The organism is Mycobacterium sp. URHD0025 (assembly GCF_000426065.1).
GTDB lineage: Bacteria > Actinomycetota > Actinomycetes > Mycobacteriales > Mycobacteriaceae > Mycobacterium.
Genome location: NZ_AUEQ01000001.1, coordinates 616,184 through 628,746, shown reverse-complemented (window position 1 = coordinate 628,746; position 12,563 = coordinate 616,184). Strand labels below are relative to the sequence as shown.

Annotated in this window: 9 protein-coding genes; 6 read left to right on the top strand and 3 right to left on the bottom strand. The window is 67.0% G+C overall.

From position 1 onward, the window contains the following. Positions 1-51: 51 nt before the first annotated feature. Together H977_RS0103000 and trmB are read right to left on the bottom strand one after the other, a co-directional pair. The gene (locus tag H977_RS0103000) at positions 52-702 is read right to left on the bottom strand and encodes an NYN domain-containing protein (RefSeq protein ID WP_502691132.1); all 651 of its coding nucleotides are present in this window, start codon (positions 700-702) and stop codon (positions 52-54) included. A gap of 74 nt (positions 703-776) precedes the next feature. After that, a complete protein-coding gene (trmB, locus tag H977_RS0102995) occupies positions 777-1,574 on the bottom strand; it encodes a tRNA (guanosine(46)-N7)-methyltransferase TrmB (protein ID WP_029106461.1) in 798 nt (265 codons plus the stop codon). Positions 1,575-1,780: 206 nt separating this feature from the next. On the opposite strand from trmB, the gene H977_RS0102990 reads away from it, so the two are divergent. The 3 genes from H977_RS0102990 (at position 1,781) to H977_RS0102980 (ending at position 6,188) form a co-directional block, all read left to right on the top strand. Further along, positions 1,781-2,701, top strand: coding sequence for a P-loop NTPase family protein (locus tag H977_RS0102990; RefSeq protein WP_029106460.1), 921 nt, complete (start codon positions 1,781-1,783; stop codon positions 2,699-2,701). Further along, a complete protein-coding gene (locus H977_RS0102985) occupies positions 2,698-4,206 on the top strand; it encodes a hypothetical protein (RefSeq protein WP_231395853.1) in 1,509 nt (502 codons plus the stop codon). The genes H977_RS0102990 and H977_RS0102985 overlap by 4 nt, the downstream gene beginning before the upstream one ends. Before the next feature lie 155 nt (positions 4,207-4,361). Beyond that, the gene (locus tag H977_RS0102980; protein ID WP_029106458.1) at positions 4,362-6,188 is read left to right on the top strand and encodes a phosphoenolpyruvate carboxykinase (GTP); all 1,827 of its coding nucleotides are present in this window, start codon (positions 4,362-4,364) and stop codon (positions 6,186-6,188) included. A gap of 77 nt (positions 6,189-6,265) precedes the next feature. On the opposite strand, the gene H977_RS0102975 is transcribed toward H977_RS0102980, so the two are convergent. Continuing rightward, positions 6,266-9,316 carry an MMPL family transporter gene (locus tag H977_RS0102975; RefSeq protein WP_029106457.1) on the bottom strand — a complete coding sequence of 1,017 codons (3,051 nt, stop codon included), beginning with the start codon at positions 9,314-9,316 and terminating at the stop codon, positions 6,266-6,268. Positions 9,317-9,401: 85 nt separating this feature from the next. Here H977_RS0102975 and H977_RS0102970 point away from each other — a divergent pair, with 85 nt between their 5' ends. The 3 genes from H977_RS0102970 (at position 9,402) to H977_RS0102960 (ending at position 12,496) form a co-directional block, all read left to right on the top strand. Then, positions 9,402-9,968: a TetR/AcrR family transcriptional regulator gene (locus tag H977_RS0102970; protein ID WP_196808155.1), complete on the top strand. Its 567-nt coding sequence runs from the start codon at positions 9,402-9,404 to the stop codon at positions 9,966-9,968. 93 nt (positions 9,969-10,061) lie between these two features. After that, complete coding sequence (gene fadD4 / locus H977_RS0102965) at positions 10,062-11,612, top strand: fatty-acid--CoA ligase FadD4 (RefSeq protein ID WP_029106455.1); 1,551 nt, start codon at positions 10,062-10,064, stop codon at positions 11,610-11,612. After that, entirely contained in the window at positions 11,609-12,496 is an 888-nt protein-coding gene (locus tag H977_RS0102960; RefSeq protein ID WP_029106454.1) for an enoyl-CoA hydratase/isomerase family protein, read from the top strand. The genes fadD4 and H977_RS0102960 overlap by 4 nt, the downstream gene beginning before the upstream one ends. Positions 12,497-12,563 lie beyond the last annotated feature (67 nt).

Here is a 12,563-nt window from a genome sequence, read left to right as displayed (position 1 = left end):
CCTAACGCTTTAATACTTCGCTTTAAAACTTGTGGTGACCCGCGCTTGTTGTTACACACGCGCGGTCAGTAGCGATGACAGCGGCCGGAATGGCTGCAACCATGCCCCCTGCTCGGGTAGCGAGTCCAGGCCGATCCGTGGCAGCGGTTCCCGGAACACACCGGGAATGTCCTCCAGATCGACAAACTCCAAGGTATCCGACGCTAGCGCCCAGCTCGCATGTTCGCGAAATCCGAGCACGTGCACGGGAGTGCCCTCACGAGCGATTTCTTCCAGCGGTAACCGGAAGGCCTGTCCGTCCGCCGAGGCCACCAGAACCGCCGCCAGCCCCTCCCTGCGACGTAGGGCGATGTGCTCGAGCATGTCGCTGTCGACATCGCTGTCATCGTCGATCTTCGGCTTGGCGAAGACGGCGAAACCCACGTTACGCAACGCCTCCACCCATGGGCGCACCACATCGGCGCTACCTGGGGCGATGTTGGTGAAGACGGTGGCTTCGGGTTCCAGCGAGACGGCTGTTCCGTCGCTGTCGTCATCGCCGGCCTCGGCCGACAGATCGGCGGTGTAGCCCAACAGCCAGCGGCCGAGAGCGTCGAAGCGGGGACGGTGTGCGGCGGTCGGGCGTCCGCCCAGGATCGCTCCCAGACCCATGTCCAGATTGGGGGCGTCCCAGACGAGAAGCACCCGCCGCGCGGGGATGATCTCGGGTGTCTCGGGGGAGAGCTCGGATCGGGCGTCTGCCTGCGCCGATTCGTTCTGAATGTCTTCGGTCACACTCACGGCCTTTTCTCCCAGACCAACTCGGTGACGTCGGGGCCCGCCAGGGCTTTGCGCTCGTACTTGGTGACGGGGCGCTCGACCGATATGGGGAGATCCGCACTCATGTCGACCCGGCGCAACTGCGGTTCGGCATCGCCGACCTCGGCCATGTGCTCGGCATAGCCGGCGTGGTCGGTGGCGGCGTGCAGGATGCCGCCGGGCCGCAGCCGGTCGGCGATCAGCGCGACTGTGGCGGGCTGCAGCAGACGGCGCTTGTGGTGGCGGGCCTTCGGCCATGGATCCGGGAAGAAGACCCGCACGCCGGTCAGGGTCGCGGTGCCGAACATGTGCTCCAGCACATCGACGCCGTCTCCGCGGACCAGGCGGATATTGGTGACGGGGGATCCGGTCTGCGCGGTGCGGTCGATGGCGCTGAGCAGCTGGGCCAGACCCTTGCGGTAGACCTCCACGGCGATCACGTCGAGATCGGGTTCGGCCTGGGCCATCGCCAGGGTGGAGGTGCCGGTGCCCGAGCCGATCTCCAGGATCAGTGGGGCCGAACGCCCGAACCACGCCGCGGTGTCGAGGCCGACGACGGGTTCCGAATTCTCGTCACGGGCCTGAATGCCCAGCTCCGGCCACAGCCGGTTCCAGGTCTGTTGCTGTGCCGCGGACAGCGTCGACCGCCGGGTACGGAAGCTGGTCACCCGGGGAAAACGGTGCGGATGGGCGGGCGGCACGTCGGCCGCTTCATCAGCCGGCGCCGGCCCACCGACATCGGACCTGGACGGGTGCATCCGTCCATGGTCTCTCATCTGCGGCGTGGTGCCCGCATCGTGGTAGAGATTGATACCCAACAGTTGCCTCTAGCTGTCAGGACTTAAACCTCTGTTCGCGAGTACGCCCGGGCCGTGTCACGATTTTTCGTGGGCCACCGGCGCGCCCGCTACCACGCAGGGAAGGCTGCCAGATTTTCGCAGACGAGCTCACACGCTTTGCCGACCGTGACGGTGACGCGCGGTTGGCGGAGATCAGTGCGCGGGTGTCGGCTCCGCTGTCCGTAGATGTGCGCGGGCGTCGCGGCGTGGGGGTGAGCACCGTGGCCCGTGCTCTGGCCGGTGCGGGCCTGGAGATTTCCGAGGCCGGTGCCGTCACGGTGCTGGTGACCGCCGAGGTGCTGAAACCCGAGGATGAGGCGCTGCTCGTGGAGCTGAGCCGGGCGGGCCATCCGACGATCGTGGTGCTCAACAAGGCGGATCTGGCCGGCTCCGGGCCCGATGGTCCGGTCGGGACCGCCCATCGGCGGGCGCGCAGCCTGCGGCAGCAGGCCGGAGTGCCGGTGGTGCCCATGGTGGCCCTGCTGGCGGTGGCCCGGCCGCTACCGCCGCTCCTGCTGGACGCGCTGCGACTGCTGACCGTCCAGCCTGCCGACCTGACCTCGGCGGACGCCTTCGTCGACGGTTCGCACCGGGTGCCGCACGCGGTGCGTGGCGAGCTCCTCGAACGTCTCGACCGGTTCGGGATCGCCCACACCACGCTGGCCTTGAGCCGCGGCGCGGGGCTTGAGACCCTGCCGGCGTTGTGGCGACGGCTCAGCGAGGTGGACCGGGCGATCGCGGCCATCGATGCGGCGGCGGCGCCGGTGCGTTACGGGCGGGTGCGATGGGCTCTGTCCGAGCTGCGTGCGGTCGGCGGCTCGGCAGTGGGACGCTTCCTGGCCGCCGATGACACGGTGATCGCGGTGATGGCCGCGGCCGTGGATGTCGTGCAGGCCGAAGGGCTGACAGTGGATCCCGGTGACGATCGCCAGGCGCATCTGTGTCGCGCCCGGCGCTGGCGGCAATACCGCGACGGTCCGGTCAATGCCCTGCATCGCCGGTGCGGTGACGACATCGTGCGCGGGTCACTGCGGCTGCTGGGCGCGGCGGGGAGCCGACGATGACCGACGTGACGGCCCGGGATCCGGCAGCGGCGCGGACGCGAGAAGCGAAAATCGCGGCGCGGACGCGAGAGAAAATCGCAGAAGCCGACGCCGTGGTGGCCGCGATCGATCCCGGGCTCAACTCGCCCGGAGTGGACACCCGCGATGCGGTACTGGTCGCCGGGCCGTGGCTGGCCGGATCGACGAGCGTGATGGCGGCGCTGCGGGAACGGATGCCGCAGACCACCTTCGTGGAATCCACCGAACTGGTGGCAGGCGAGGCGCCCGCGGCGGTGGTGTTCGTGGTCTCGGCGGCCGCCCCGGTGACTGAATCAGATTGCGCCCTGGTCGATTTGGCGTCGCGCTACACCGATCTGGTGATCGGCGTGGTGTCCAAGATCGATGCCTACCGGGACTGGCGCGATGTGCGTGACGCCGATGCGAAGATCCTGGGTGAGCGTGATGCGCGGTACGAGCGCATGCCCTGGGTCGGGGTGGCGGCCGCGCCCGATCTGGGTGAGCCGCAGCTCGACGAGCTCGTCGAACTGCTCACCGAGCAGCTGGCCGATCCGGATATTGCCCGACGGAACAGGTTGCGCGCGTGGGAAACTCGCTTGGAAGCCGTGATCACGCGGTACGAGGCCGACGGGTCCGGCGCCGACCGTCAGGCACGCGTGGACGTGTTGCGGGAGCGGCGGGCGGAGCTGGCCAGAGCCCGCAGGCTGACCCGCACCGAGCGCAGCATCGCGTTGCGCAGCCAGTTGCAGCAGGCCCGGGTTCAACTCGGCTATTTCGCCCGCAACCGGTGCAACTCGGTGCGCACCGAGCTGCAGGAGGACATCGCGGGTATCAGCCGCCGGCGGATCGAGACCTTCGAGGGCTACGTCAGGCATCGTGCAGATGAGGTCGTCGGTGAGGTGGACGAGGGTGTTACCGCACACCTGCGCGGCATGGCGGCCGAACTCGAATTGACGGCGCCTGACCCGCCCGCTCCGGCGCGCGTACCGGACCTGCCGTCACCGCAGCTGAAATCCCGGACTCTGGAGACGCGGCTGATGTTGGTGCTTGGCGCCGGCTTCGGTCTCGGGGTCGCGGTGGCGGTCAGCCGGGTGCTCGCCGGTGCGGCGCCGCGACTGGCCGTCGCCGGCCTGGTGGTCGGCGCGGTGGTGGGCCTGCTCCTGGCCATCTGGGTGGTCGGCACCCGGGGGTTGTTACATGACCGCGCGGTGCTCGATCGCTGGGTCGGCGAGGTCACCGCCACCCTGCGAGTGGCGGTCGAAGAACTCGTCGCCAAACGGGTGGTGGCCGCGGAGGCGACGCTCACCACGGAACTGGTGGCCCGTGAGGAAACTGAGGCCGCTGTGGCGGCCGAGAAGATCGCCGCGATGGATGCCGAGCTGCGCGAACATGCCATCGCGACCGCTCGGGCGGCCGCCCAGAGGGATCGGCGAATCCCGCCCTTACAGCGGGCGCTGGACGCAGTTCGGGCGGATTTGTACGGCAACGGCGCCGCTACTGGTGAGTAACCTTCCGATAACGTCCATCTGAATCGTTCCTGTGAGTGATCGGACATACCACTGGTTCACAGTGGGTATGTCACCCGCGTTAACCTCTACCCAAGGGGTAGCCGTGATCGCGTAGAACGCGGGTTGGGTTACACAAACCTACGCAGGAGAATTTGATGACCTCAGCGACCATTCCGGGTCTGGACACCGCACCGACGAAACATCAGGGACTGCTGGCCTGGGTTCAGGAGGTCGCAGAGCTGACTCAGCCCGACCGGGTGGTTTTCGCCGACGGGTCCGCCGAGGAGTACGACCGTCTGGCCGCCCATCTTGTCGAGGCGGGCACTTTCCAGAAGCTGAACGACGAGAAGCAGCCCAATTCCTACCTGGCGCTCTCGGATCCCTCGGACGTCGCGCGGGTTGAGTCGCGCACCTTCATCTGCTCGCAGCGCGAGATCGACGCCGGCCCGACCAACAACTGGATGGACCCCGCCGAGATGCGCGGGATCATGACCGACCTGTACCGCGGCTCGATGCGCGGCCGCACCATGTGGGTGGTGCCGTTCTGCATGGGTCCGCTGGACGCCGAGGATCCCAAGCTGGGTGTGGAGATCACCGACTCCGAGTACGTCGTCGTCTCGATGCGCACCATGACCCGGATGGGTCGCGCCGCGCTGGAGAAGCTCGGCGACGACGGCTTCTTCGTGAAGGCGCTGCACTCGATCGGTGCGCCGCTGGAGCCCGGTCAGAGGGACGTTCCCTGGCCGTGCAACGACACCAAGTACATCACCCACTTCCCCGAGACCCGCGAGATCTGGAGCTTCGGCTCCGGCTACGGCGGTAACGCGCTGCTGGGTAAGAAGTGCTACTCGCTGCGTATCGCCTCGGCCATGGCCCACGACGAGGGCTGGCTCGCCGAGCACATGCTGATCGTCAAGCTGATCTCCCCGGAGAACAAGTCCTACTTCATCGCCGCGGCGTTCCCGTCCGCGTGCGGCAAGACCAACCTCGCGATGCTGCAGCCCACCATCCCCGGCTGGCGTGCCGAGACTGTCGGTGACGACATCGCGTGGATGAGGTTCGGCAAGGACGGCCGGCTCTATGCGGTGAACCCCGAGTTCGGTTTCTTCGGTGTCGCGCCCGGCACCAACTGGGACTCCAACCCCAACGCGATGAAGACCATCGCCGCGGGCAACACCGTCTTCACCAACGTGGCCAAGACCGATGACAACGACGTGTGGTGGGAAGGCCTGGAGGGCGACCCCGACCACCTGATCGACTGGAAGGGTCAGGACTGGTACCGCGAGTCGGAAGACAAAGCAGCACACCCGAATTCGCGTTACTGCACTCCGATCGCGCAATGCCCGACGCTGGCACCGGAGTGGGATGACCCGCAGGGCGTGCCGATCTCGGCGATCCTGTTCGGCGGCCGCCGCAAGACCACGGTCCCGCTGGTGACCCAGGCCCGCGACTGGCAGCACGGTGTGTTCATCGGCGCCACCCTCGGTTCCGAGCAGACGGCCGCCGCCGAGGGCAAGGTCGGCACCGTGCGACGCGACCCGATGGCCATGCTGCCGTTCCTGGGCTACAACGTCGGTGATTACTTCCAGCACTGGATCAACATCGGCAAGAACGCTGACGAGTCGAAGCTGCCCGCGGTGTTCTTCGTCAACTGGTTCCGCCGTGGCGACGACGGCCGCTTCCTGTGGCCGGGCTTCGGTGAGAACAGCCGCGTGCTGAAGTGGGCCATCGAGCGCATCGAGCACAAGGCCGACGGCAAGAGCACCCCCATCGGCATCGTGCCCACCGCAGCCGACCTGGACCTGTCCGGGCTCGATGTGGATCCGGCCGACGTGGACGAGGCGCTCGTGGTGCGTGCCGAGGAGTGGCGCGAAGAGCTTCCGCTGATCGAAGAGTGGTTCGAGTTCGTCGGCGAGAAGCTGCCCACCGGCATCAAGGACGAGTTCGACGCTCTCAAGCACCGGCTGGCCGAAGAGGCCTAGCAGGGCACCTCACGCAACAGCAGGACGCGCACCCTCGTGACTCACGAGGGTGCGCGTTTGCGTTGGAGGCCAAACGGTTACGCGTGTGCCGCCTCGCGGGAGGGCCACCACATGCGCTCGCCCAGCAGACTCATCGCGGCGGGAACCAGGTACGTGCGCACGACGGTGATATCGAGCAGCAACCCGATGCCGACCGTCGATCCGATCTGCACCAGATTGAGCACCGTCCCACTTGTCAACGCGAACATGGTGATCGCGAAAACCACTCCGGCGGTGGTGATCACGCTGCCGGTGCTGCCGAATCCCCGGATGATGCCGCTGATCACCCCGCTGTGGGATTCCTCGCGGATGCGGGCGGCGAACAACATGCTGTAGTCGGCGCCGACTGCGACCAAGGCCATGAACGACACCGGGAACACCGACCAGTCCAGACTGATACCGATCAGGTGTTGCCAGATCAACGTCGACATTCCCGCCGCCGCGCCGAAGGACAGCACGACCGCGGCGATCATCAGCAGCGGGGCCACCAGGCTCCGCAGCATCACGATGAGTACCAGAAGCACCGCCGCCACCGCGACGACACCGAAAAGTGCGAAATCACGCCAGGTTTGGTCGACATGACGTTGGGACAGCGAGGCCAGACCGGTCGATTCGATCTGGGCGTGCTCCAGCACGGTACCGGTCGCGGCATTGTTCGCCGCGGCGATGACGTCGGGTACCGCACCCATCGCCTCGGCACCGTACGGGTTCACCGCCCAGACCACCATCATGCGCGCGCTGCGCCCGTCGGGGGAGATCAGCAATTGCTCTCCTGCGGTGAGGCGGCGGTCGGTGCGGCCCTCCTCTGGTAGATAGAAGCCCCGCCCCGCGCCGGTGCTGGTGTCAGCGGACATCCGGTGCAGGAAGTCCGAGGCGCGCGAGAGCCCCGCACTCAGTTCGGTGGTCAGAGTGACCATGGTGTCGGTACCGGTCTTGACCTGGCCAAGGCCCGAGGTGAGACGGCCCAGACCGGTTGTGAGTTCATTGATTCCGGACAGCAGCCGGCTCAGTTCCTGACGCGTCTGTTCGGGGGTGCGGGTGCCGAGTTGATCGAGCATGGCCCGCAGCTTCTTGATGGCCGTGCGTAGGTCGGGCAGCGTGTCCAACGCCGTGGTCACGGGTCCTTCGGGGACCAGCGGCGCGGCGAGCGTCAATCCGTCGATCGCCAGCTGCGCGCGCCCGCCGGTGGCCGCGTTGAGGTCGGCGAAGGCCTGCCTGGCGCGGAGGCACGAGCTGTCCGCCGCGCAGGCGGCCGACGGCTCTGGCCCGGTGAGCGGATCGAACACGGCGTGTAATGCGGCAGTGGGAGCTGCCAATCGCTCTCGGGCGGAATCGATTTCGTTGACCACCTGGTCCAGGGAATCGGTGGCGTTGGAGATGCTGCGCACCGCGCTCACAACGTCCAGTGACCCGCCGGAGAGCGTACCCACGACCCGATCGGCGGATTCGAGCGTGCCGAGCAGATTGCGCGCCAAGTCGACGAGAGACCGGGCGCCGTCGGTGAGTTCGGGGAGCCTGGCAGCCGCATCAGCCGAGCCGTCGTGAAGTTGGGTCACGCCGGAGGCGAGACGCTTCAGCTGCGGGATGGCCTCTTCGACCCGGTCGTGGGCGTCGGCCAGACCTGCGCCGACTTGGGCGGTCTGCGAGCCGATGGCGGTCTCGGGCAGGGGTTTTCCCTCGGGCCGCGTGATCGACCGGACGTAGGCAACCTGGGGAAGGTTGCCGATCGACATGGCGATCAGGTCCAGTGCCGCCAGGTCGTTGGTGTTGCGCATGTCGTGGTCGGCCCGGATGGTGATGAATTCCGGAGCCGCCTCGTTGACGCCCCAATGGCGATAGACGGCCTCATATCCCCGCTTGCTGTCGGTGGCGCGCAGCTGCATCGCGTTCTCGTCGATGTTGGGTTCGAAGGTGAACAGCACCGAACTCATGGCGATGAGAAACGCCAAGGATGCTGCGACGAGCGCGGGTGCGCGACGGATGATGGCCGCGCCGCGCTTGCGCCAGCGCCGTTCGTCGAGCGGGCGAGGTTCGGCGTACCCGCGCCGCCCCCAGAGCGCCATGATCGCGGGGGTCAGCGTCAGGCTGACTGCCATGGTTATCGCGATCGACAGAGCGATCGGAGGTCCTGCGGTGCGGAACATCCCGATCTTGGTGAATATCATGGCCATTCCGGCGCCGGCGATGGTCAGCGCGGAGGCGATGACGATACCCGCGGTGCGCGCACCTGACCGCGCAACCGCATCGTCGACAGCCAGCCCGCGGCGTCTGCCCTCGTGATAGTTGGCCAGCAGGAAGATGCCGTAGTCGGTCCCCGCACCCAGCACCATCGCGGTGACCAGGGCGATGGTGAAGTTCGATACGGTCAGCAGGTCATGGCCGCCCAGCAACGATATGACCGGTCGTGCGACTGCGAGCGAAATGCCCACGGTGAGAAGCGGAATCATCGAAGTGATCAGCGACCGGTAGACGGCGAGCAGCAGCAGCGTGATCAGCACCACCGAGACCACGGTGATGATGGCCAGCGAGGTATCGATGGCGGAGAACAGATCCGACAGGGTCGGTGCGGCCCCGGTGAAATGGACGTCGAGCCCGGCTGGGCGGGGTATCGCGTCGACCGCGGCGCGGACGTTCTCGGTGGACCGATGCGCACGGGTGGAGCCGACGTCACCGGTGGTGGCGACGATCAGGTGGATGGCCTTCCCGTCTGGGCTCAGGCCGATTCCCTCGAGTCCCGGGGTGCCGTACGTATCGAGCACATAGGCGACGTCGTCCTTGTCTGCCACCAATCGCGATACCACGTCGCGGTAGTACGCGGTGTCGGCCTCATTGAGGATTCTGTCGCTGGACACGACGATGCTGCCGACAGCGGTGGTATCGGGGACGCCGAAGTCGCGCGACATCTGTCGGAGGGTCTCGGTGGTCGGGCTTTCGGGGGTGAACGGCGCGGAGTGCTCGGCCACCGTGCGTTCCAGCTGAGGGATGGCCAGGTTGAGAACGCCGGCCAGCGCCAGCCACACCCCGAGAATCAACCACGCGTGCTTCGCGCAAGCTCTGCTGAGTTTGCCGAAGGCTGCCAGATTGTGCATTCGGGCATCGTAGACCAATTGGTCTATGGATGGTCGACTAGGATGGACCAACTGGTCTATTTCGATGATGGAAAGGGTGGCGGCAGTGGCGGGCCCGCGCGAGCGCCTCATTCGGAGCGCCATTGAGCTGATGCGTGAGTACGGCGTGCACGCGACGGGGTTGAGCGATCTGCTCGAACGCAGCAACACCGCTCGCGGGTCGATCTACCAGCACTTTCCCGCCGGGAAAACTGAGCTGATGGAGCAGGCGACGTTGGAGGCCGGGCGCATCATCACCTCGCGGATCCAGCAGTTGGCGCAGGCCTTGCCCGCTGCGGACGTCATCGGTGCCTTTGTCGCCGGATGGAAGCAAAATCTCGTCGACAGCTCTTTCGCCGCGGGTTGTCCCATCATGGCGGCCGCCCAGGCTGGGCCGGACGCACTCGTGCTGCGGGAAGCGTCGGCAGCGGTGTTTGCTGACTGGTCCAGGGTGATCGCGGAGTCGGTCGGATCCAAGGGTGTTGACGCCGCCACCGCGGCCTCACTCGGCAGCTTCATCGTCAGCTCGCTGGAAGGTGCCATCATCCAGTGCCGCAGCGCCAGGTCGCTGCAGCCCCTCGACGACGCCAGCACGAGCCTGATGCTGCTGCTGCGTGGGGTCGGCGCCGACTGATCGCCGCTGGTGGTGTGGATTCGTAGGGGCCGTCGAGTCGCCGCGTCACCCGCCACTTGACACCTGTCAAGTGGCGCCGGTTACAGTGCCCTCATGCAGATCCGCGAGCATGCCGAGGCCAACCCCGAGAAGCCGGCGATCATCCTCCACCCTTCGGGCACCGTCGTCACGTTCGGTGAACTCGAAGCCCGCGCGAACCGGTTGGCGCACTACTTCCGCCGGCAGGGCCTGCAAGAGGGCGGCGTGGTGGCCATCCTCATGGAGAACAACGAGCACATTCACGCCGTGATGTGGGCGGCGCGGCGCAGCGGTCTGTACTACGTGCCGATCAACACGCACCTGACCCCGGCCGAGGCTGCGTACATCATCGACAACAGCGGGGCCAAGGCCATCGTGGGGTCCGCGGCGCTGAAGGACATCTTGATCGGGCTCGACAAGGAGCTGCCTGGCGGCCTGCCCGCCACCCTGCTGATCGCCGACGGAGCCGAATCGTCGGCGACAAGCGCCTCCAGTGAATTGGACGGCTGGCAGCGTTACCCGGAAGCTGTCGCCGACCTGCCGGCCACCCCGATCGATGACGAGCTGGACGGCGATCTGCTGCAGTACTCGTCGGGCACCACGGGCCGGCCCAAGGGGATCAAGCGTGAGCTGCCGCATGTGCCGCCGTCGGAAACCCCGGGCATGATGTCGGCGCTGGTGGGGTTCTGGATGCAGCCGGATTCGGTGTATCTGAGCCCCGCGCCGCTGTATCACACCGCTCCGTCGGTGTGGTCGATGCAAACCCAGGCGGCCGGCATCACCACGGTGGTGCTGGAGAAGTTCGACCCTGAAGGCGCACTCGACGCCATCCAGAAACACCGCGTCACCCAGGGCCAGTTCGTGCCGGTGATGTTCACCCGGATGCTGAAACTGCCTGACAGCGTGCGGAATTCGTACGATGTGTCGAGCCTGCGTCGGGTGATGCACGCCGCGGCCCCGTGCCCGGTCGAGATCAAGAAGCAGATGATCGACTGGTGGGGGCCGATTGTCGACGAGTACTACGCGTCCTCGGAAGCCATCGGTGCGACAGTGATCTTCGCCGAGGACTGGCTGACGCACCCGGGTTCGGTCGGCAAGCCGATGAACGGTGCCGTGCACATTCTCGACGAGGACGGCAAGGAACTGCCGCCCGGTGAGGCCGGCGAGATCTTCTTCGAGGGCGGCGCCGATTTCGAGTACCTCAACGATTCCGAGAAGACCGCCTCCTCGCGTGACTCGCACGGTTGGAAGACGGTGGGGGACATCGGCTATGTCGATGAGGACGGCTACCTCTACCTCACCGATCGGCGCCACCACATGATCATCTCGGGCGGGGTGAACATCTATCCGCAGGAAGCCGAGAACATGCTCGTCGTCCACCCGAAGGTGATGGACGCCGCGGTGTTCGGCATTCCCGACGACGAGATGGGGCAGAGCGTCAAGGGTGTGGTGCAGACCGTGGATCCGGCCGACGCCACGCCGGAATTCGCCGAAGAGCTCCTCGGTTGGCTGCGCGAGCGTCTGACGCACTACAAGTGCCCCCGCACGATCTCGTTCGAGGCCGAGCTGCCCCGCACCGACACCGGCAAGCTCTACAAGCAGGGGCTGATAAACAAGTACTCGTGACCGTCCTCGAGCTGCCCGCGGGAGTCCGCGTCGGGATCGACATCCCGACGGATGACGCGACGTTCACGCTGACCGAACGGCCCTGCGAGGACCGGCGTGCGGTCACCGTGGGCTCGGTGGAGCAGGCGGTGAACCAACTCACCGAGCGGTGCCGGACATGGCCGCAGGCCGCAGCGGTGTGTGACGACGTGCTGAATTCGTTCGACCCGGCCGGTTCGACCCGAGCCGGGGTGATCACCGAATCGCTGGCGTATTCGACGCTGCAGTCGGGACCGGAGTTCGCTCGGTGGCTGGCGGAGCGGGGCCCGGCCACCGCACCGCAGCTGCCCGACCCGGTGCAGGCCCGACGCGACGGGAACACCCTGCACGTCCGGTTCAACCGGCCGCTGCGACACAACGCGTTCTCCACCGATGCCCGGGGCGCACTGCTGGAGGCACTTGAGGTGGCCCGGCTGGATCCGTCGGTCGACGAGGTGGTCCTCGCCGGCAACGGCCGATCATTCTGTAGCGGCGGTGATCTGGCCGAATTCGGCTCGTTCGCCGATCCGGCCAGCGCCCACCTGGCCCGCACCCGGCACAGTCCGGCCCTGGTATTGGATGAGCTCACCGAGAGGCTGGGGCGACGTTGCCGCGCGCAGGTGCACGGCCAGGTGCTGGGCAGCGGTCTGGAGATGGCGTCCTACTGCGGCTGGGTCAGCTGCCATCCGGACGCCACGATCGGCCTGCCGGAACTGGCACTGGGATTGATCCCGGGGGCGGGCGGCACGGTGAGCATCACGCGACGCATCGGCCGGTGGCGCACCGCCTACCTCGTCCTCTCCGGGCGCACGGTCGACGCGGCGACGGCACTGGCGTGGGGCCTGGTCGATGAAGTCGCCCCGTGACGGTGCCTACCCCGCCCTAGCCGCGGAATCGATGGTGGTGAATGGCATAGTGCGAGATGTGAAACAG